Genomic DNA, 20,389 nt, shown 5'->3' with positions numbered 1-20,389 from the left:
CAGATGGGCCGGGCGTGATCGGCCCGCTGGTCAGCTCGGAGCGGATCAGCTCCGGGCCGACGTTCGAATGGGGTCAGAGGCCGGCGCGGGCGGCGACGGCGGTGTCGGGGTGGTCGCTGAAGACGCCGTCCAGGCCCAGGCCGAGGAAGAGTTCGTACTCGGCCGTGATGTCGCCGCGCGCGTTCGGGTCGGCGCCGATCCGGAAGTCGACCGGGAGGAACTGGTTCTCCGCCCGGAACGTCCAGGAGTGCACGAGCAACCGCTCCCGGTGCGCGTCGCGCACCACGTTGGTGGGGGCGAGCAGGGCGCCGGTGGCGTCGCGGGGCACGATCAGGTTCTTGTTCGCGCCGATGCCGTCGGCGTACCCGGCGATCCACTTCAGCCCGGCCGGCGTGGCCAGGTCCTGGTAGCTGCGGGTGTCGCCGGCGGCGGTGAAGTCGTACGGGCGGCCGGTCGCGTCGAGCAGTTGGACCAGCTTGACGTCGGTCAGCTTGCTCAGGCGGCGCAGGTTGGCCGTCTCGAACGACTGGATGAAGACCGGCGAGTTCCTCCGGTCCAGCTTGTTCTGCCGCAGCACCCGCAGCAGCGGCTCCTCCAGCGGCCGGCCGATCGAGGCGAAGTAGGTGGGGTGCTTGGTCTCCGGGTAGATGCCGATGGTGCGGCCCCGTGCCCGCCCCTCGGTCCGGGCCAGGTCGATGACCTCCTGGAGGGTGGGCACCTCGAAGCGGCCGTCGAACGCGGTGTTCGCCACGCGGACCTGCGGCAGCCGCTCCTTGGCTCGCAGCGTCTTCAGCTCGGCGAGGGTGAAGTCCTCGGTGAACCAGCCGGTCACCGCGACACCGTCGATGGTCTTCGTCGCCTTACGGGCCGCGAACTCCGGGTGCGTCGACACGTCGGTGGTGCCGGAGATCTCGTTCTCGTGCCGGGCGACAAGCACCCCGTCGGAGGTGGAGACCAGGTCCGGCTCGATGTAGTCGGCGCCCATCCGGATCGCCAACCGGTAGGCCTCCACCGTGTGCTCAGGCCGGTAGCCGCTGGCGCCCCGGTGAGCGATCACGATCGGCCGGTCGTTCGCTCGGGAGCGGTCCGCGTCGGTCGCCGGGCCGGCCTCGGCCATGGTCGGCACGGCCACGGCGGCGGCGAGCAACACGCCGGCCAGGCCGAGGGTCGGAAGGGTACGTCGCATCGCGGCTCCTGTCATCGGGGGAAAGCCGCTTCAGCAGATCGCCCCGGGTTGACCGGCAGTTGGTCGATGGCTGGCCGGAAGGTGAATCTCCGGAATGCGCGTTCCCCCGCCAGGCGACGGGCGGAAAAGGAAGATTGTCTGGTGCGCCGGTTCTTCCGCAACCCCGTGCGGCTGGTGCCGTTCGCCTTCCTGGTGCCGATCCTGCTCGGTGCCGGGCTGCTCATGGCACGGTGGGCGACCATCGATCACCAGCGTCCGCCGCTGGTCACGGCGCTCTTCACCGCCACCTCGGCCGTGTCCGTCACCGGCATGGCGGCCACCGACACCCCCAACTACTGGTCCGGTTGGGGACTGCTGGTGATCACCCTGCTCACCCAGCTCGGCGGTCTCGGCATCCTCACCGCGGCGGCGCTCGTCATCCTGGTGGTCTCGCGCCAGCTCGGCCTGCGCAACCGGCTGCTGGTGCAGGCTGAGACGGCGGAGTTCGGCATCGGTGACGTGGGCCGGCTGCTGCGCCGGATCGCGATCACCGTCTTCGCCTGCGAGGCCGTGCTGACCGCTCTGGTCGCCGGCCGGCTCTGGTGGGCGTACGACTACCCGCCCGGGCGGGCGCTCTGGTCGGGCGTGTTCCACGCCATCCAGGCGTTCAACAACGGCGGCTTCGCGCTCTACACCGAGGGCCTGCTGGCCTTCGACCGCGATCCGTGGGTGTCACTGCCGTTGGCGTTCGGGGCCATCGTCGGCGGGCTGGGGTTTCCCGCCCTGTTCGAGGCCGTCCGAGAGTGGCGCAAGCCGGCGGGCTGGGCGGTGGCCACCAAGCTGACCATCTGGGGCAGCATCGCCCTGCTGCTGCTCGGTTTCGTCGGCCTGCTCGCCGCCGAGTGGACAAACGCCAGCACCATCGGCTCGTACGACGCCGGAGGCAAGGTGCTCGCGTCGTTCACCCAGATCGCGCTGAGCCGCACCGGCGGTTTCAACGTGCTGAACATCGCCGATCTCCAAGAGGAGAGCTATCCGCTGCTGATCGTGCTGATGTTCATCGGTGGCGGCAGCGCCAGCACGGCCGGCGGCATCAAGGTGTCCACGTTCTTCCTGCTCGCGTTCACCATCTGGGCGGAGTTGCGCGGCGAGCCCGACGTGACGGTCGGGCACCGCCGGGTGGCCACCGCGAGCCAGCGGCAGGCGGTGACCGTGGCCCTGCTCAGCGTCGCGCTGGTCACGGCCGGGACCATGCTCCTGCTGCTGCTCACCGAGGGCGTGCGGTTCGTCGCCGCCCTGTTCGAGGTCACCTCGGCGTTCAGCACCACCGGGCTCACCGTCGGTCTCGCCAGCGAGCTGCCGGCCAGCGGTCAACTGGTGCTGACCGTGCTGATGTTCATCGGCCGGGTGGGGCCGCTCACCCTCGGGTCGGCGATCGCCCTGAACACCAGGCGCAAGCTCTACCGCTACCCGCAGGAACAACCAATTGTCGGCTAGGAGCGAGGAGGGTCGAGGTGTCGGCGAGACGATCGGACGGCGGCGGCATCGTGGTGATCGGGTTGGGTCGGTTCGGCTGCCACCTGGCCGCGTCGCTCACCCGGATGGACCGCGAGGTGCTGGCCGTCGACCGTAACCCGGACCAGGTGCAGCGCTTCTCGGACCAGCTCGACCGGGTGGTCCAGGCCGACGCGACCGAGGATGGGGCGCTGCGGCAGCTCGGCGTCACCAGCTTCGGCCGGGCGGTGGTGGCCATCGGGGCGTCGGTGGAGGCGAGCGTCCTCACCGTGCTGGCGTTGGTCGAGTTGGGTGTGCCGCAGATCTGGGCACGGGCCACCTCGCAGAAACACGCCAAGATCCTGTCGTCGGTGGGTGCGCACCACGTGATCTTCCCGGAGGCGGAGACCGGCGACCGGGTGGCGCACCTGATCGTCAGCCGGCTGCTCGACTTCATCGAGTTCGACGACGACTTCGCGATCGCCACCGTCCGGGTGCCGGAGTCGCTCGTCGGGCGCACCCTTCTCGACCTGCGTCCGGAGGAGCGATCCGGGGTCCGGGTGATCGGCGCGAAGGCGCCCGGCGAGCGTTTCCGGTACGCCTCGGACGACACGGCGCTGGCCCAGGGTGGGGTGCTGGTGGTGGAGGGTGGCATCGACCAGGTGCAACGGTTCGCGGGACGACGCTGACCGTCACTTCTTACCGCCGTGCCCCTTCCCCTTGCCCTTTGTCACTTCCCCGCTTTTCCCGGACCACCACCCGGCCCCTTGCCCTTGCCCGGCTTCTCAGGCTTGGCCTTCGTCGCTCCGCTGCCCGCAGCGGGGCCACCCGGGCCGCCGCCAGCCGTCGCCGCCTTCGGCGGGGCCTTGGGCAGAGTCTCCGTCGGGGTGGCCGCCTTGCTCGGTGGGGCCGGGGCCGGGGCACTGCCGGCGACCCCGGAGACGCGCACCCCGCAGGCCACCTCGCCGAGTCGGAACTCGACAGGCAGCGGGTTCGCCCCGCTGTACGTCCCGGTGAGGGTGAGCTTCTCGGCGGCACCGGGCGCCAACGTGTTGCGCTGCTCCGCCGGCCGGACCACTACGGTGCTTCCCTGCTGGTACGCGGGTGCGGGTTCCGACTTCGTCACCGTCTGCTGACCGGGGAAGCTGAAGCTCATCGCCCAGTCCCGCAGCTCCCGGTCGCCGGTGTTGGTGAGCGTCAGGTCCGCGGCGAAGTCGGTGCCGGAGTCCGTGCGCAGCGCGTACGCCACCTCGCACGGCACCTTCGCCGGCAGACCCATTCGGGCCTCGGTTGTCGGCCGTCCCTCACCGCTTGCCGGACTGCGTGAGGTGAAGCCCCACATCGCCCCGGTGACCGCGATCAGCCCGACGGCGGCCACCCCGGCCTCCACCCGCCGCCGCCGGGTCACCCGCTGCCGGACTCGCCGGTCCCGATTGCGGGTACGCGACAGCGGCAACGCGTCGGTCGCCGCCGACCAGGGCAGGATCGTGGTACGCGCAGCGCCCAGCAGGGCCGGGTCCAGGGGTCCGCCGGCCGGGGAGACCGGCACCGCCGCGAGCATGCCGGCCGCGTCGGCGAGGATCCGGGTCACCTCGGCGGTGGCCGGTCGGTCGGCGGGCCGCTTCGCCAGGCAGCGCCCCACCAGCTCGGTCACCTCGTCGGGCAGCCCCTCGACGGCGGGCATCGGTTCCGGTTCGTTGTACATGTGTGCGCGCAACATCTGGGTGGTCGTGGTGGCGCGCCACGGCAGCCGCCCGGTGAGCATCCGGTAGAGCAGCAGCCCGACGGCGTACACGTCGGTGGCCGGGGACACCTGGCCGTTGTCCAGCCGTTCCGGGGCGAGGTACGCGGGAGTGCCCAGCAGCGCGCCGTCCGGCCCCTTCTCGCTCTCCCCCACGAGCGCGGAGATGCCGAAGTCGACCACCTTGACCCCGGTCGACGTGAGCATGACGTTGCCCGGGGTGACGTCGCGGTGCACCACGCCGCGGGCGTGCGCGGTGGTCAGCGCCGAGCTGACCTCCGCGCCGATCGTGACCGCCTCGCGCCAGGGCAGTTGGGTCTCCCGGCCCAGCCGGCTGGCCAGCGAGGCGCCGTCGACCAGCTCCATCACCACGTACGGCACGGTCAGACCGACCTGCTCGGACTCGCCGTAGTCGTACACGTTGGTGATGTTGGGGTGGCAGAGGCGTGCGGCGGCCTGCGCCTCGATCCGGATCCGGTGGCGGAACGCGCGGTCGCTGGCCAGCCTGGAGGCCAGCACCTTCACCGCGACCTGACGGCCGAGCACCTCGTCGTAGCCACGCCACACCACGGACATCCCGCCCGCGCCGAGCTGCTCGATCAGTCGGTACCGCTCATCGAGGAGCTGCGCGCCGTTTCGGTCCCCACTACCCATGGTGACCGTTGTTGCCCAGGATCAAACGTCCTACACCTGGAGTGTCGGAATCGGTCAGAGTTGTCACTCGATCAGGCGGTGGCCAGCAGTTGGTCCACCGGGGCGTAGTCGTCGGTCAACACCAGCGCCCCGCCGACGAAGTCCGTCAGCTCGGTGCCGGAGAGCAGGCTGACCTTCGGGTCCACCTCGGCCAGTCGCGCCCGCACGGCCTCCAGCGGCAGTGGCGCGTCGGAGCCGACGATGAGGAAGTTGGAACCCTGCTCCTCGGCGAGCGCCTCCGGCGGCGCGATCAACGCGACGTGCCGGAACTCGGCGGCCACCGTGGCCAGCTCGGCGCGGATGAACCGCAGTGGCGGGTAGTCGATCACGTTCTGCACGTACACGCCGCCGGGGCGGGTGACCCGCCGGACCTCGGCCGCCATCTCCCGGGTGGCCAGGTGCCAGGGCACCACCAGGTGACCGAACGCGTCACCGACCACCAGGTCACGGCTGTCCGTCGGCTCGTCGCCGACGAGCATCCGGGCGTCGCCCACCACCGCCCGCAGCTCCGGCCCGGTCCGTACGCCCAGCTCCTGCTCGCCCAACTCGACCAGCCCACCGTCGATCTCGAACACCACGTTGTCGGTGCCCGGCCGGGTGGCGGTCAGGTAGCGCGGCACGGTGAACCCGCCGCCGCCCAGGTGCAACGCGTCCAGCCGCTGACCGGCCGGCGCGGCGACGTCGGCGACGGCTCCGATCCACTTCGTGTACGCGTACTCCAGGTGTTTCGGGTCGGCGAGGTCCACGTACGAGTGGTGGGCCGAGTTGAGCAGCAGCGTCCGGCCGGTGGGCCGGTTCGGGTCGGTGGTGACCCGGGCGCAGTGGTACGCCGTCTCGATGTCGCACGGGTTCGGTGCCACGGTGGCGAGGCCCGCCCCGACCAGGCCGAGCACGGCCAGCGCGGCCCGGGTCCGGGCCGGACCGGGCAGCTCGGTGGGCTCCTGTCGGCGCAGATACCAGCCGAGGCCGATGCCGACCAGCCCGAGCGCGATCGCCAGGGTCACCAGGATGACCGTGCTGCGCAGGGCGGCGACCAGCACGAAGCCGGTGAGCAGGGTCGCGGTGATGCCGCCCAGGGTGCCGATCCCGGAGAGTCGACCGACCACCTGGCCGGTGCGACGCAGGTCGGCTAGTTGAAGCTTCACGACCAACGGGGTGACCGCGGCCAACAGCGCGGCCGGTACGAACACGGCAAGCGAGACCAGGAGCAGGATGCCGCTGGCCGCGCCACCGCGCAGCACCTCTCCGGCGTACCGGACGACGGGCAGGGTGACGGCGGTGGCGATGCCAGCCAGCACGAGCGCCGGGGCCAGCAGGCCGCGCGGGTTGCGCCGGTCGGCCAGCCAGCCGCCGGTCCACGCCCCGTAGGCGATCGCGGCCAGCGCGACACCGATCACCGAGCTGGTCACCTGGAGGGTCACCCCGACGTACGGGCCGACCAGGCGCAGCGCGACGGTCTCCAGCACCAGCACGGCGCCGCTGGAGAAGAAGACCAGGAAGGCGGCCAGGCCGTTGGGCAGCGCCCGGCCGGTGACCGGCACGGACGGGGCGGCGGCGGCCGGCGGGGCCGCGACGTCGGGCGGTGGGGAACTCATCGTCGCGATGGTACGCAGTGAAGCTGGGGCCCAGGGTCAGTACAGCGATAGATGAACGTGGTTCGTGTGGGACGCGGCGGGACTGCCGCTGCCGCTGTACGAACGCCACCCGGTGCCGGGATGCCAGATCTGCCGGTACCAGATCACGTAGAGCACGCCCAGTCGGTCGGCGTTGCGCACGTGCCAGGCGGCCAGGCTGTCGCCGTACGCCTTGTCGCCACCTGTCGCGTTGCGGTCCTCGAAGCCGTTGGTGGCCGCGGCGAAGTCGCAGGCCCGCCCCTTCGGGTGCTCCCCGCCGCCACCGCTGCGCTTACAGGAGACGTGCCGCTTGTAGCCGGCCGCCTGGGTCTGCTTGAGCGCGTTGAGGGTGCGCGGGGTGATGCAGCCGGAGGTGGTCGGGTCCTTCACGGAGCAGGACTCCGACGGCCAGGATCCGTCGGAGTTACGCGGCGCGGGCTTCGCGGAGGCGGAACTGCCCCCGCTGAAACCGTTGCTGCTGCCCGAGCTGACCTCGGCGAGCGCCGCCTCGGCCTCCTTCTTCTTCTTCGCCATCACGGCGAGCTGCTTCTGCTGCTCGCGGACCTCGGCGTCGATGGCGACCTTGGCCTCGTGCGCCTGCTGCCGGGCTGCGACGAGATCACGCAGCCGCTTGCTGTCCCGCTGGGCCATCAGGTCGAGATCGCTGGCGCGCTCCAGGAACGCCTGCGGCGTGGCGGTGTTGAGCAGCATCGACGCCGGCCCGAGCCGACCGATCCGGTAGGACTGAGCGGCGACCTCGCCGACCTGGGCGGTGAGCCCACCCATGCGACCCTCGATCGCCGTCAACTCGCCGGTCAACGCCGTCTGGCGGCGCTTGGAGTTGTCGAGCTTGGCCTTGGCCTCGATGTGCCCCTTGGCGGTCAGCTCCAACGCATCCTGCAGCTTCTTGCTGCCGCCCTCACCGGGCTCGGCGTACGCCGGCACGGCGGCACCGCCGAGCACCAGGGCGACGGCGGCGAGCAGAGTGAGCAGGGTGCGGCGACCGAGCCGCGGGTCGAGCCTGGTCCTGGGCACGAAAGCGTCCTTCCGTCGACCGCCGGCCCCCGGTGAACAACTGCGCGGCGGCGTCCCCACCGGCGCCGGTCGGCGGCCTGCTGGCGGAGACCGCCGTCACGATACCGGACGGTGAGCCGCTGACCAGCCCCCCGACGCCGGGAACGCCCCGATGTCGACGGAGCGTTCCGACGCCGTCGCGCAGTGCCCGGATCAGGGGGCGAGAAGGGCTTCGCGCACCTCGGTCCAGACCTGCTCGTTGGCTGCGACGAGCAGACCGTGGCCGTCGTCGGCGGGGTGGTAGTCGACACCGTCGAACCGGCGGGCGACGCCACCCGCCGCGCGGACCAGCACGGTGCCCGGGGCATGATCCCAGGGCAGGGTGCGCCAGAAGAGGACGAACTGCTGCTCGCCGGTGAGGATGTCCAGGTATTCCCGGCCGGCGCAGTGCTGGCCGGGCAGCAGCTCGCCGAGCCGCCGACCGCCGGCGCGGACCCGGTCGCGGGTCTCCGGCGGCAGGAACCGGGTCATCGCCGCGCCGCGTAGCTCGCCGAGCGGCGGCACCGGGATGGTGCCCTCCACCGGCTGGCCGTTGAGCAGGGTGCCGTCGTCCGCCCAGCCCCCGGCGAGGGTGTCGGCGAGCGGGTCGAGGATCCAGCCGGCGACCGGCTGCCCGTCGGTCAGCAACGACACCATCAGGGCGAACGGCCGGCGACCGGCGGCGAAGTTGGCGGTGCCGTCGACCGGGTCGACCAGCCAGACGTCACCGGCGTCCCGCAGGTGCCGCAGCAACCCCGGGTCGTCGGCGACACCCTCCTCACCGACCACCGTCGAGCCGGGCCGCAGCCGGCGCAAGCCCGCCGAGAGCAGCTCCTCGGCCCGGCGGTCGGCGACGGTGACCACCTCGCCGGGCGCCTTCTCCGACACGTCGGCGTCGTCGAGTTTGCGGAACAACGGCAGCACGACCTGGTCGGCGGCCTCCCGCAGGAGGTCGCCGACGTCGTCGAGCAGGGTGTCAGCCACGCGGCGGCAACTTGACCACGCTGACGAAGAACTCGTCGATCTGGCGGACCACCGAGATGAAGCGCTCGAAGTCCACCGGCTTGGTCACGTAGGCGTTGGCGTGCAGCTGGTAGCTGCGCAGGATGTCCTCGTCGGCCTGGGAGGTGGTGAGCACCACCACCGGGATCCGACGCAGGTTCGGATCGTTCTTGATCTCTTCCAGCACCTCCCGGCCGTCGCGCCGGGGCAGGTTGAGGTCGAGCAGGATCAGGTCGGGCGCCACCGCGTCCGCGTACTGGCCCTCCCGGCGCAGGTAGGCCAGCGCCTCGGCGCCGTCGGAGACGACGGTCAGCCGGTTGCGCAGCTTGTGCTCCTCGAACGCCTCCTGGGTCATCAGCACATCACCCGGGTCGTCCTCGACCAGCAGGACCTCGATCGGGCTCTTGCCATCCGCCGGCGCGGTCATCCCACCGTCTCCCTCATGTCACCCGTTCTACCGCTTTCCGGCGCCTCGTCGGCCCGGTCCGGCTGGTCCGAGGAGTCGGACTGCTCGGTCGCCGCTGCCGGAGTCTCGTTCGAGGGCGTGGCGTCGCCCGCCGGCAGGGCCTGCGGCTGCTCCGACGAGTCGGCGGCGGCCGCCGCCTCCAGGTCCGCCGGAAGCGCCGGCAGGGTGAACCGGATCGCCGTGCCCTCCGGCACGTCGGTGTCCACCCAGACCCGACCCCCGTGATATTCGACGATCTTCTTGACGATGGCCAACCCGATGCCGGTGCCCGGGTACGCGTCCTTCGAGTGCAGCCGCTGGAAGATCACGAAGATCTTGTCGGCGAACTCCGGCTCGATCCCGATGCCGTTGTCCTGGCAGGTGATCTCCCACTCGGCGTCCACCAGCCGCGCCGAGACGTGCACCCTGGGTGGCACATCCGCCCGGCGGAACTTGATCGAGTTGCTGACCAGGTTGGCCAGCAGGTTGGTGAGCAGCGGTTCCTCACCGGAGATCACCGGCAGGTCGGTCCAGGTCAGCTCCGCGTCGGCGTACTGCCGCGCGGCCTCGGTCTGACCGGCCACGTCGCCCATCACCTTGTTGAGGTCGACCTCGACGAAGCCGGTGGTGAGCCGGCCGATCCGGGAGAACGCGAGCAGGTCGTTGATCAGGCGCTGCATCCGCTGTGCGCCGTCCACCGCGAAGGCGATGTACTGGTCGGCCCGTTCGTCGAGCTGCCCGGCGTAGCGACGCTGGAGCAACTGGCAGAAACTGGCCACCTTGCGCAGCGGCTCCTGGAGGTCGTGCGAGGCCACGTACGCGAACTGCTCCAGGTCACGGTTGGACCGGGTCAACTCCTCGGCCTGCTTCTGGAGCTGGCTGTTGACCCACTCGATCCGCTCGCGGGCAGCCCGCACCTCGGCCAGGTCGGCGGCGATCTTCTGCCGCATGGCGTCCACGTCGTCGCCGAGCTGGATGAACTCCGGCGGGCCGGTGGTGGCGATGCGGTGCTGGTAGTCGCCCTCGGCGACCTCGCGCACCTGGGTGGCCAGGCCGGTCAGGGGCCGGATCACCATCCGGTCCAGCGAGAGCAGCAGCACCGCGCCGGCCACGACCACCACCAGGGCGGCGACGATCAGCAGTACGACAAGCACGTTGCTGCTGGTCCGTACGTTGTAGGCGGTCTGCTCCCGGGCGGCCAGGACCTCCCCCTGGAGGTCGTTGACCGCCGTGCGCACCTCGTCGAACTGCTGCCGGGCCTGCTCGGTGACGAGTGCCTGGCCCGCGCTGGTGCCGCTCTGCTCGGTGGTGGTGATCACCGGCTCGGCCACCGACTGCCGCCACTGCGTGATGCGCTCCTCGACGGTGCGCAGCTCCTGGCTGATCTGCGGGTAGTTGTCGAGCAGCGACCGCATCGAGACGGTGACGCTCTTCTCCTGGGCGAGCCCCTCCCGATAGGGGTTCAGGTCGTCCGGGTCACCGCTTACCGCGTACCCACGGATCGCCGTCTCCTGGTCGAGCAGCGCGTTGAGCAACTCCTGGGACTGGACCCGCAGTGGGCCGGTCTCGTTCAGGACGGCGTCGATCTGGGTGCGGTTGCGGGCGGCCATCGCCGCCTCCGCGCCGGCCAGGGCGATCAGCAGCACCCCCACGACGGTGAGCAGCGTGATGACCCGACGGCGCAGACTCCAGCCGCCGACCACCGGCTTCACCGGCCACCACCCCGGCTCACCAGCAGCATGGCCACGTCGTCGGCGAGCGCGCCGCCGTTGAGCCGCTCGGCCCGGCCGACCAGCCAGGCGGGCAGCTCGGGCAGCGACACCGAACGGTTGGCCGGCTCGTCGAGCAGCCCGCTCAGCCCCAACACGTCGAGGCGATCGTTGCCCGCTCCCACCCGCCCCTCGATGAGCCCGTCGGTGTACATCAGCAGGGACCAGTCATCGGTGTCGAACTCCAGGTCGTAGGCGATCGGCCGGCGGGGTCGTACGCCCAGCAGTCGGCCGCCGGGCGCGGGCACCGGGGCGACCCGGCCGCCGGCGAGCAGCAGCGGCGGCGGATGCCCGGCGAGTCGGACTGTCGCACGGTTGGCGTCCAGGTCGAGCCTGGTGGTGGCCACCGTCGCGAAGATCTCCTGAAGGCGGCGCTCACTCATCAGCACCTGCTCCAGCGCGGGCAGCACCTCGTCGTCCGGCACTCCGGCGAGCACAAGTGCCCGCCAGGCCACCCGCAGCTCGACGCCGAGCGCGGCCTCGTCCACGCCGTGCCCACAGACGTCACCGACGATCAGGTCGAGACGGTCCGGACGGGTCTGCACCACGTCGAAGAAGTCCCCGCCGATCAGGGCGGCGTGCCGGCCGGGCCGGTAGAAGGTGTGCACCGCCACCTGGTCGGTCGTCATCAGCGGCTGGGGCAGCAGACCACGTTCGAGGCGGGCCGACTCGGCCTGCCGCAGCTCGACCTCCCGCAACCGGCGGGCGTTCTCGTCGGCGCGCTTGCGTTCCACGGCGTAGCGCAGCGCCCGGGTCAGCAGCACTCCGTCGACCTGGCCCTTGACCAGGTAGTCCTGTGCGCCCTCGGCGACCGCCACGACGCCCAGGTGCTCGTCCGAGCGGCCGGTCAGCACGCAGACCGCGGCGCCGCTGGACATCTCCAGCACCTGACGCAGCCCGTCCAGCCCCTGCGCGTCGGGCAGGCCCAGGTCGAGCAGGACGCAGTCGACGTCGTTGATCCGCTGCCGCGCCTCTCGCAGGCTGGTGGCGACCAGCAGGTCGATCATCGAGTTGGTCTCGGCGAGCAGCTCACCGACCAGGAAGGCGTCGCCCTCGTCGTCCTCCACCAGCAGCACCCGCAGCCGTTCGCCCGGCGGCAGGTTGGCGTGCCGCGCCAGGCCACCGTGCGGGTACGGCACAACTGGGGACCCGGCCGAGCCGGACCCCCGGTGCGGCCGGGTCACCGCCGCGAGACGCGGGAGTTCGCTGGTGATGTCGGGCTCCTTCCGAGTGCCCTGCTGATCCTGTATTAGACAACGGTCGCACACAACACGATGCCCACGGCACGGGCGGGGATGGGGCGCATCACTGCCCGCCGACGGACAAACCTCGCGGGTGATCGGTGCCGGGCCGTACCGGCCATGCCGTCCGGGACCGCCGGGGGGCAGGATGGTGCCACCCCAGGCCCCACCACCCCCCGAGGAGTTTCCGTGGGCGCACCCCCCACCCCGGCCCCGACTGGCACACCGGCCCGTCCTGCTCCGGGCGTACCCCCTGCGGATCGTGCGCTGACCAGGCCGCACCGGCGGCTCGTGGCCGCCGCGGCGGCGCTCGTGGCGCTGGCCGCCATCGGCGCCGGCAGCCTGCTCGACCTGCGCACGCCGACGCCGAACCCGGCGGACGCGCCGGTGGGCGAGTTCAGCGCCGGCCGGGCGTACGAGGACGTCCAGGTGATCGCCGCCCGGTCGCACGTCGCCGGCAGCCCGGCCAACGACCAGGTCCGGGCGCACCTTGAGCAGCAGTTGCGCGGGTTGGGCCTGGAGACCGAGGTGCAGGACACCGTGGCCCCGGAGGCCGGGCAGCTCAGCGGCGCGGCGGGCGGGGCGACCCTGGCCCGCGTCCGCAACGTGGTGGCCCGGCTGCCCGGCACCGCCTCGACCGGCCGGGTCTTCCTGGTCGCCCACTACGACTCGGTGCAGACCGGGCCGGGCGGCAACGACGACGCGGCCGGCACCTCGGCCATCCTGGAGGTGGCCCGCGCGCTGACCACCGGTCCGCGGCCTCGCAACGACATCGTCTTCGTGTTGACCGACGCGGAGGAGGCGTGCCTCTGCGGCGCGTCCGCGTTCGCCGCCAGCCACCCGCTGGCCGCCGACGGCGGAGTGGTGCTCAACCTGGAGGCGCGGGGCTCCACCGGTCCGGTGATCATGTTCGAGACGTCCCGGAACAACGCGAAACTGGTGGACGTCTTCGGCCGGGCCGCCCCGCACCCGGTCGGCACCTCGTTCGCGGTGGAGATCTACCGGGCGCTGCCCAACGACACCGACTTCACCGCGTTCCTGGACCAGAAGTTCGTCGGGCTGAACTCGGCGTACATCGACGGCGGCGCGATCTACCACACCCCGCTGGACACGCCGGCGGCCATGGACCGGGGCAGCCTCCAGCAGCACGGCGACAACGCGCTGGGCCTGGCCCGGGAGTTCGGCCGCACCGACCTGACCGAGCTGCGCTCCGGGCACGACGCGACGTACTTCCCGGTCCCCGGCGGGCTGGTCCACTACCCGGGCACGTTCACCCTGCCGCTGGCCCTGCTCGCGGTGGCCGCGGTGGCCGCGCTGGGCTGGCTGGTCCGTCGACGGGGCCGGGCCAGCACCGGCCGGCTCGCCGCCGGCTTCGGGCTGGCCCTGGCGCCGATCGTGGTCGCGCCGGTCGCGGCCCAACTGCTCTGGCTGGCGATCACCACGATCCGACCGGGGTACGCGGAACTGCTCGACCCGTACCGCCCGGTCTGGTACCGCCTGGCCGTCGTGGCGCTCGCCGCCGCCATCCTGTTCGCCTGGTACGCGCTGCTGCGCCGCCGGATCGGCCCGGCCGCGCTCGCCGTCGGCGGGCTGGCCTGGCTGGCCCTGTTCGGGGTGCTGCTCGCCGTGGCGGTGCCCGGCGGGGCGTACCTCACCACCCTGCCGGCGCTGGCCGGTGCCCTCGGTGGGCTGGTCGCGCTGCGTACCCGGCAGACCGGGCCGTGGCCGGTGGTGGCGGTGACCGCCGCCGCGGCCGTCGGTGTGGTCATCCTGCTGCCCACCGTGGTGCTGCTCTTCCCCGCGCTGGGGATGGGCATGGGTGGGGTGGCCGCGCTGGTCGCCGTGCTGCTCGGCCTGGCCGCCCTGCCGGTGGTCGACCTGCTGCACCCGCAGGCCGGCGGCCAGCGCGGCGTGCGGGCGTTGCGGGCGCGCCGGCTCGGCCTGCTGCCGGCCGTGGCCGCCGCCGTGGCGACGGTGGTGCTCGCCGGGGTCGGGCTGGGCGTCGACCGGTTCGACGCCGCGCATCCCGCGCCGACCCACCTGATGTACGCGATGGACGCCGGCACCGGCCAGGCCCGCTGGCTCAGCCACGAAAGTGACCCGCAGTCGTGGACGGACGGCTACGTGGACGGGACGGCGGACGTCGGCGACGACTTCCCCGGGCTCGGCGACGGTGAGCTGCGGGCCGGGCCGGCACAGCCGGCGAACCTGCCGGCGCCGAAGCTGGACGTGCTGGGCGACACCACGTCCGGCGGGGAACGCACGCTGCGTCTGCGGCTCACCCCGCAGCGGGCCGCCCGGCTCGCCACCCTGCACGTCGACACGTCGACGGCCACCGTCCTGCGGGCCGAGGTCGCCGGGCGGGCGGTGCCGGTGGAGCCCCGCGCGGGCCGGTGGGGCTTCGGGCTGGTGTTCCACGCCCCGCCCACCGAGGGCATCGAGGTCACGTTGACCCTGCGGCCCACCGCCGGGCAGGTGGCGCTGCGGGCCATGGACGCCAGTGACGGGTTGGACGCGCTGCCCGGCTTCCGCCCCCGGCCGCCGGCCGTCGGCGTGGTCGGGTCGCACAGCTCCGAGATGCTGGCGGTCGCCCGCACGTACCCCTTCTGACAGACGACACGGTGGTCCGGCCGGCCGCGCTCGGCCGGCCCACCCAAGATCGTGCTCGATCCAGGAAAGAGTGCCCTCGACCACGAGCGAGGGGACTACAACCAGGATCGGGCACGATCATGCGTGGATCGAGCGATGGTCGGCGGGCCGAGCCACGACGAGCAGCGGCCCGCGCTGAGTACCGGGACGGGTGCGCGCCGACGGGATCGAGGATGTGCTGGCGGCATGCCGCGACACATCATCGACAGTCGACGGGCGCTCGATCCGGCTCGCTGGGGGCGGATCGGCGTCGGCGCGCTGCTCGTCGTGCTGCGGTCCGCCGGGTGCGCCTCCTCAGGCCACGACAGGGCTCGGGACTCGGTTGTGGAGCGGGCCGAACAGGTCGCCCACGAGACCGAGCCATGGGCGACCGACTCCCTGAGCCTGAAGGGCTGGAAAAGCAACGAGTCCCGGGTGCGCGGGCCGCTGCGGGTCACGTAGTGCGGTGCCCCCGCGAGATCACTCCCGCGCTGATCGAATGCCCACCTGGGGTTCCGGCACCGCGAAACTAGCCGGAGGGGCCCCCGGCGCCCGTGTCATCTGCCAGCGACCATTTGGTGAATCGAAACGAGTTCAGCAAGCCGGATCGGCTTACGGGACACCACCGAGAGATCCTTGCCCTCCCTGGTCCACGGCGGCGGCAGTGTGTGGATCCCCTGATCCAGGGCGACGTTGGCCACCTCGACTTCCCAGCCCGGCCAGCGCAAACCCTCATAGAAGCCAGTCAATGAGCCAGCGAGCATCGCCTCCAGCCAGTCGCCATACCCAAGCTCAAGGTCTTGCCAAGCCACGTCCTCCGGGCCGAAGTAATGCACCGTCGGCCGTGCTCCCGGCTCCGCCTGCAACCACGCGAACTGCCCGCCCATCACATCGAAGGCGACGACCAGATGAGCAGTTCCAGGAACCATCTCGGCGGCAACATCCGGCAGCGCGTCGTGCCCGCCGCCGAGCACCCGAAGCCAACCGTGATCGATCACCAGCCCGCCACTGTTGGCCACCACGGCACCGAGCCACGACCTGGTCGTGACTTCCAAGGCTGCCAAGCAAGCTGCCGCCCGCTCAAGATTGACCGGCAACACCTCCACCGGATACGGAGCCGCCGCCGCCAACGCCGAAATTTCGGCCCACGCAGACTGTTCCACCCCCGCAGCCTCCCAGGAGCATCAACACGTGGCTGTGCGGGCCTGCCACAAACCAAGGAAGACGATGTCTGCCTCGATCAGTAGAGCCACCGGTCGAGCACTCCGGGCCAGAAGTGGGTTGTGTGGTCGCCGTCCCCGTACGCGGGCGGGTCCAGGTCCCTGATGCGTTCCAACAGGTCGGCGATCTCTGCGAGCGCCTGCTCCTCCGCCTGTCCGTCCTCGTCCCAGCGGTCGATGACGGTTGAGCTGGTCAGCCAGCTACCAACCATGTGCAGCGAACACAGCCAGTGGACGATCGTCGAGTTGACGAACGCGGCGCCGCCGTCCGACGACCACAGGTGCACCTCACCGGTCCCCGGCGCGGCGCCGTACCCCCAGAGGGGATCGTCGGCGCTCGCCAACCGGTACCTCGTCGGCTCCGCTTCGAATGACACCGCGCCGACGAGGCCATCGATCAGCGGTACGCCAGAGGAGCTCAGCGCGGCCTTCTGCGGCTCGGGAAGCCGCCACGTCGCCACGTCCTGCTCGGTGGCACGCACCACCCGCCCAGTACCGGCCCAGGCCGTCATCGCGTCGAACGCGGGAGGCAGCAGAAGATCATCAGCGGGCACGCCGTCGCTACTTCCAGCGGAAGTGCACGAAGAGGCGGCCGAAGTTCTTGGAGTCCTTTTCCACGCGGTGGTAGAGCTGCTTGACGTCCTTCTGGTCGAGGAACCGCAGCACCCGTTTCTTGAGCTGTCCCGACCCCTTGCCGGGGATGATCTCGACGAGGGTGGCCTTCTTCGCCACCGCCTCGTCCATGATCCCGCGCAACGCGCGGTCGATGTCCTGCCCCTTGTTGAAGATCTCGTGCAGGTCCAGCTTGAGCTTCATGCCGCGGCCCCCGCCCGGTCAGGTCCCATGTCCGCCATCCTAGGCACGCCCGGCGGTAAGCCCGCCGGACGACGAAGGGGCGGCCCCGCAGGACCGCCCCTCGCACCGTCACCGGTCCACGCTCAGCGCGTGCCGCCCACCCGGGTTTCCACCCGCTCCAGCGCGATCCGGTAGTCGTCGTTCGTCGCGTACATGGCGGCGGCGATCCGCAGATGCCGCAGCGCGTCGGTGTGCCGGTTCAGCCGCTCCAGCGTCCGACCGAGCACGTGGTGCGCGTAGTGGTCGCTCGGGTCCCGTTCGACAAGCTCGCGCAGGTGCTCCTCGGCCCGGTTGAGCTGGGCCGACTGGAAGTACGCCCGAGCCAGCAACTGCCGAACCGCCGCGTTGCCGGGTTCGGCGTCGACGATCGGCTCCAGCAGTCGGGCTGCCCCGCTCGGGTCACCGGTTTCGAAGAACATGGTCGCCCGCCGGTAGTCCGCCAGAAGATCCATCTGCCCACCTCCTCGGGTCGCACCGTCACCTGTTCCGACGCTGGCACAACGTCAGGCGTTTGGCGACTGTTCCCGAGGCCGAGATCCGGCGAGATCACGTCAGGTTCGCGCGTCCCGGCGACCTGCGGCCAGCTCCCAGGCGCGGACGCCACCGACGATTCCCGCCGTGTTCGGCACCACCACCACGTCGTCGCCCATCCGGGCCAGCTGCTCGGGCCGGATCAGTCGGGAGTTGCCCCCGCCCAGGTAGAGCCGGTCCCAGCGGAACACCGGGCGGAGCCCGTCCACCACCTGCCGGATCCGCCGGGACCAGAAGGCGTCGCCGAGCCGCCGCCGCTCCGGCTCGCCGACGTACGTGTCATAGGTGGTGCCCCACCGCACCGGCGCGTGCGACAGCTCCAGGTGCGGTGCGAGCACCCCGCCGTCGTAGAGCGCGCTGCCCAGCCCTGTCCCCAGGGTCAGCACCAGCTCGCAGCCGGTGCCGGCGACCACCCCGGCGCCGTGCACCTCGGCGTCGTTGAGTACCAGCGCCGGCACCCCGAACGCGTCGGCCAGCGCGCCGCGCGCGTCCCAGCCGGACCACTCGGCGACCAGGTCCGGGTCGACCCGGGTGCGCGGGCCGCTGCGGGTCACGTAGTGCGGTGTGGTCACCACCACCCCGTGCCGGATCATCCCCGGTACGCCGACCGTCAGCCGGTCCGCCGTTGGCAGGCGCCCACCGAGATCCAGCAGGGTCCGGACGAAGAGCGCGGGCGGCAACGGGTACGGGGTCGGCACGCGCAGGGGTCGCGCCCGCATCGTCCCCGCCTCGTCGAGCACGGACGCCTTGATGCCCCCGCCGCCACAGTCGATCGCCAGTGTGGTCACCACGCCGTTGAGTCTGCCCGCTGGGGGCTGGTCGTATGCGGGCGGCCGGATAGGCTCCCGAACTGATGAGCGCCACGATGATCGTCAAGGACCTGGCCGCCGGGCACGGCGACCGCCCACTCTTCGCCGGGCTGGACCTGGTGGTGGCCCCCGGCGACGTGGTCGGCCTGGTGGGGCCGAACGGGGCCGGCAAGTCGACGCTGCTGCGTACCCTCGCCGGTTTGTTGCCGGTCGAGGCCGGCACCGTGCGACTCAGCCCGCCCACGGCGAGCGTCGGGCACCTGCCGCAGGAGCCGGAGCGGCGGCCGGGCGAGACCGTGCGGGACTTCCTGGCCCGGCGAACCGGGGTGACCGCCGCGCAGGCCGCGTTGGACGCGGCGACCGAGGCGCTGACCGCCGGGGCGGTGGGCGCCGACGACGCGTACGGCGACGCGCTGGAGCGGTGGCTCGCCCTGGGCGGCGCGGACCTGGACGAACGCGCCGAGCAGGTGAGCGCGGACCTGGGGCTCGCGGTCGACCTGGACCACCCTACGACCGGGCTCTCCGGCGGTCAGGCGGCCCGGGCCGGGCTGGCGTCGCTGCTGCTCAGTCGGTACGACGTGTTCCTGCTCGACGAGCCGACCAACGACCTGGACCTGGCCGGGTTGGAGCGGTTGGAGGAGTTCGTCACCGGGCTGCGGGCCGGCACGGTGCTGGTCAGCCACGACCGCGAGTTCCTCCTCCGCACGGTGACCCGGGTGCTGGAGCTGGACCTGGCGCAGCAGCAGGTCAACCACTACGGCGGCGGTTACGCGGCCTATCTGGAGGAGCGCGAGGTAGCCCGCCGGCACGCCCGCGCGGAATTCGAGGAGTACGCCGACACCAAGGCGGGGCTGGAAGCTCGGGCCCGCACCCAGCGCGGGTGGATGGAGAAGGGCGTGAAGAACGCCCGACGCAAGGCCACCGACAACGACAAGATCGGCCGTAAGTTCCGCGCCGAGGCCAGCGAGAAGCAGGCCGCCAAGGCCAAGCAGACCGAACGGCTGATCGAACGGCTCGACGTGGTCGAGGAGCCCCGCAAGGAGTGGGAGCTGCGGATGGAGATCGCCGCCGCACCCCGCGCCGGCGCCGTCGTGGCCACGCTGCGAGGTGCGGTGGTACGCCGGGGAGGGTTCACCCTCGGCCCGGTCGACCTCCAGATCGACTGGGCGGACCGGGTGGCGGTGACCGGGGCGAACGGCTCGGGCAAGTCCACCCTGCTGGCCGCGCTGCTGGGGCGGCTCCCGCTGGACGCCGGCACCGCCTCGCTCGGACCCGGGGTCGTGGTGGGCGAGGTCGACCAGGCACGAGGGCTGTTCCTCGGCGACGCGCCGTTGATCGACGCGTTCCACGCGGCCGTACCGCACATGTCGCCGGCGGACGCGCGGACCCTGCTGGCCAAGTTCGGCCTACGGTCGGCGCACGTGCCGCGACCGGCGGCCACCCTGTCCCCCGGTGAGCGGACCCGGGCGGCGCTGGCGCTGCTCCAGGGCCGCGGGGTCAACCTGCTGGTCCTCGACGAACCCACCAACCACCTGGACCTGCCCGCCATCGAGCAGCTCGAGTCGGCGCTGGCCACCTACCCCGGAACGTTGCTGCTCGTCACGCACGACCGGCGAATGTTGGCCGCCATCGAGACGAACCGTCGGCTCCGGGTGGACGGCGGGCGGATCGCCGAGGATTGATCCGTGCCCGCGCGGCCGCGCGGGGTGAGAATGACGCCATGCTCAAGTGGGAGTACGCCCTGCTGGTCCGCCGCCGCCAGGCGGCGAGCAACGACCTCGGCTGGGAGGTCGTCTTCGTCTGGTACGGCCCGGACGGCTCCATGGTCGACGTGACGCCGTACGGCGACACCTCGCTGGCCCACCTGAACCGGGCTGGTGACCAGGGCTGGGAGTTGGTCGCGATGAGCGAGGACCCGTCCCTGCCCGGCCACCACGAGTTGCACCGCTACCACCTGAAGCGGCCGAAACCCGCCGCCCCGCAACCCCGCCAGCGGGTGCGCGGGGGCCGTCGGACCCTATCGGGCTGACCCGACCGGCGCGGCGCGGCCCAGTGCCCGGCGCGGCCCGTTGGCGTGGGGCAAAAGGCTCTCGCAGGCCGACCGCCGGCCTGCGGCGAGGCGACCTGGCC

Annotated in this window: 19 protein-coding genes; 6 read left to right on the top strand and 13 right to left on the bottom strand. The window is 72.0% G+C overall.

The genetic code is table 11. The annotated features are described in order from the left end of the window. Positions 1-73 precede the first annotated feature (73 nt). Entirely contained in the window at positions 74-1,186 is a 1,113-nt protein-coding gene (locus tag AB0O48_RS07845; protein WP_365063912.1) for a glycerophosphodiester phosphodiesterase, read from the bottom strand. A 141-nt stretch (positions 1,187-1,327) separates the two neighbouring features. Between AB0O48_RS07845 and AB0O48_RS07840 the strand changes: the two genes are divergently transcribed. Both AB0O48_RS07840 and AB0O48_RS07835 read left to right on the top strand, forming a co-directional pair. Continuing rightward, positions 1,328-2,662, top strand: coding sequence for a potassium transporter TrkG (locus AB0O48_RS07840; protein ID WP_365063909.1), 1,335 nt, complete (start codon positions 1,328-1,330; stop codon positions 2,660-2,662). A gap of 17 nt (positions 2,663-2,679) precedes the next feature. After that, a complete protein-coding gene (locus AB0O48_RS07835; RefSeq protein WP_357253944.1) occupies positions 2,680-3,348 on the top strand; it encodes a TrkA family potassium uptake protein in 669 nt (222 codons plus the stop codon). Between the two features lie 41 nt (positions 3,349-3,389). Here AB0O48_RS07835 and AB0O48_RS07830 read toward each other — a convergent pair whose 3' ends face one another. The 7 genes from AB0O48_RS07830 to AB0O48_RS07800 form a co-directional block, all read right to left on the bottom strand. After that, positions 3,390-5,054 (bottom strand): serine/threonine-protein kinase, encoded by a 1,665-nt coding sequence (locus AB0O48_RS07830; RefSeq protein WP_357253943.1) that lies wholly within the window; start codon positions 5,052-5,054, stop codon positions 3,390-3,392. Positions 5,055-5,125: 71 nt separating this feature from the next. After that, a complete protein-coding gene (locus AB0O48_RS07825) occupies positions 5,126-6,688 on the bottom strand; it encodes a fused MFS/spermidine synthase (RefSeq protein ID WP_357253940.1) in 1,563 nt (520 codons plus the stop codon). A gap of 36 nt (positions 6,689-6,724) precedes the next feature. Then, entirely contained in the window at positions 6,725-7,741 is a 1,017-nt protein-coding gene (locus AB0O48_RS07820; protein WP_357253939.1) for a hypothetical protein, read from the bottom strand. Positions 7,742-7,933: 192 nt separating this feature from the next. Then, positions 7,934-8,743 (bottom strand): inositol monophosphatase family protein, encoded by an 810-nt coding sequence (locus tag AB0O48_RS07815; protein ID WP_357253937.1) that lies wholly within the window; start codon positions 8,741-8,743, stop codon positions 7,934-7,936. Next, positions 8,736-9,188: a response regulator gene (locus AB0O48_RS07810; protein ID WP_357253935.1), complete on the bottom strand. Its 453-nt coding sequence runs from the start codon at positions 9,186-9,188 to the stop codon at positions 8,736-8,738. The genes AB0O48_RS07815 and AB0O48_RS07810 overlap by 8 nt, the downstream gene beginning before the upstream one ends. Further along, positions 9,185-10,918 carry an ATP-binding protein gene (locus AB0O48_RS07805; RefSeq protein WP_365063903.1) on the bottom strand — a complete coding sequence of 578 codons (1,734 nt, stop codon included), beginning with the start codon at positions 10,916-10,918 and terminating at the stop codon, positions 9,185-9,187. The genes AB0O48_RS07810 and AB0O48_RS07805 overlap by 4 nt, the downstream gene beginning before the upstream one ends. Then, positions 10,915-12,114, bottom strand: a complete 1,200-nt coding sequence (locus tag AB0O48_RS07800) for a fused response regulator/phosphatase (RefSeq protein ID WP_357253931.1) — start codon at positions 12,112-12,114, stop codon at positions 10,915-10,917. The genes AB0O48_RS07805 and AB0O48_RS07800 overlap by 4 nt, the downstream gene beginning before the upstream one ends. A gap of 393 nt (positions 12,115-12,507) precedes the next feature. Here AB0O48_RS07800 and AB0O48_RS07795 point away from each other — a divergent pair, with 393 nt between their 5' ends. After that, entirely contained in the window at positions 12,508-14,826 is a 2,319-nt protein-coding gene (locus AB0O48_RS07795) for a M28 family peptidase (RefSeq protein ID WP_365064370.1), read from the top strand. A gap of 225 nt (positions 14,827-15,051) precedes the next feature. Further along, positions 15,052-15,306 carry a hypothetical protein gene (locus AB0O48_RS07790; protein ID WP_365063899.1) on the top strand — a complete coding sequence of 85 codons (255 nt, stop codon included), beginning with the start codon at positions 15,052-15,054 and terminating at the stop codon, positions 15,304-15,306. Between the two features lie 95 nt (positions 15,307-15,401). Here AB0O48_RS07790 and AB0O48_RS07785 read toward each other — a convergent pair whose 3' ends face one another. The 5 genes from AB0O48_RS07785 to AB0O48_RS07765 form a co-directional block, all read right to left on the bottom strand. Beyond that, positions 15,402-16,007: a DUF2625 family protein gene (locus tag AB0O48_RS07785; RefSeq protein WP_357253927.1), complete on the bottom strand. Its 606-nt coding sequence runs from the start codon at positions 16,005-16,007 to the stop codon at positions 15,402-15,404. Positions 16,008-16,084: 77 nt separating this feature from the next. After that, positions 16,085-16,618, bottom strand: coding sequence for an SUKH-4 family immunity protein (locus tag AB0O48_RS07780; protein ID WP_357253925.1), 534 nt, complete (start codon positions 16,616-16,618; stop codon positions 16,085-16,087). Between the two features lie 7 nt (positions 16,619-16,625). Then, complete coding sequence (locus AB0O48_RS07775; protein ID WP_007465523.1) at positions 16,626-16,880, bottom strand: Smr/MutS family protein; 255 nt, start codon at positions 16,878-16,880, stop codon at positions 16,626-16,628. 122 nt (positions 16,881-17,002) lie between these two features. Continuing rightward, on the bottom strand, positions 17,003-17,371 hold the full coding sequence (locus tag AB0O48_RS07770) for a tetratricopeptide repeat protein (RefSeq protein ID WP_357370359.1): 369 nt from the start codon (positions 17,369-17,371) through the stop codon (positions 17,003-17,005). 99 nt (positions 17,372-17,470) lie between these two features. Further along, complete coding sequence (locus AB0O48_RS07765) at positions 17,471-18,241, bottom strand: ROK family protein (protein WP_365063893.1); 771 nt, start codon at positions 18,239-18,241, stop codon at positions 17,471-17,473. Between the two features lie 62 nt (positions 18,242-18,303). On the opposite strand from AB0O48_RS07765, the gene AB0O48_RS07760 reads away from it, so the two are divergent. Both AB0O48_RS07760 and AB0O48_RS07755 read left to right on the top strand, forming a co-directional pair. Beyond that, complete coding sequence (locus AB0O48_RS07760) at positions 18,304-19,941, top strand: ABC-F family ATP-binding cassette domain-containing protein (protein WP_365063891.1); 1,638 nt, start codon at positions 18,304-18,306, stop codon at positions 19,939-19,941. Positions 19,942-19,979: 38 nt separating this feature from the next. Beyond that, the gene (locus AB0O48_RS07755) at positions 19,980-20,288 is read left to right on the top strand and encodes a hypothetical protein (protein WP_357253917.1); all 309 of its coding nucleotides are present in this window, start codon (positions 19,980-19,982) and stop codon (positions 20,286-20,288) included. The last annotated feature ends 101 nt before the right edge of the window (positions 20,289-20,389 follow it).

It is taken from the genome of Micromonospora sp. NPDC085948 (genome assembly GCF_040686315.1).
Taxonomy (GTDB): Bacteria; Actinomycetota; Actinomycetes; order Mycobacteriales; family Micromonosporaceae; genus Micromonospora.
The sequence above is the reverse complement of the archived record's forward strand: the minus strand, read 5'-3'. Positions and strand labels throughout refer to the sequence as shown.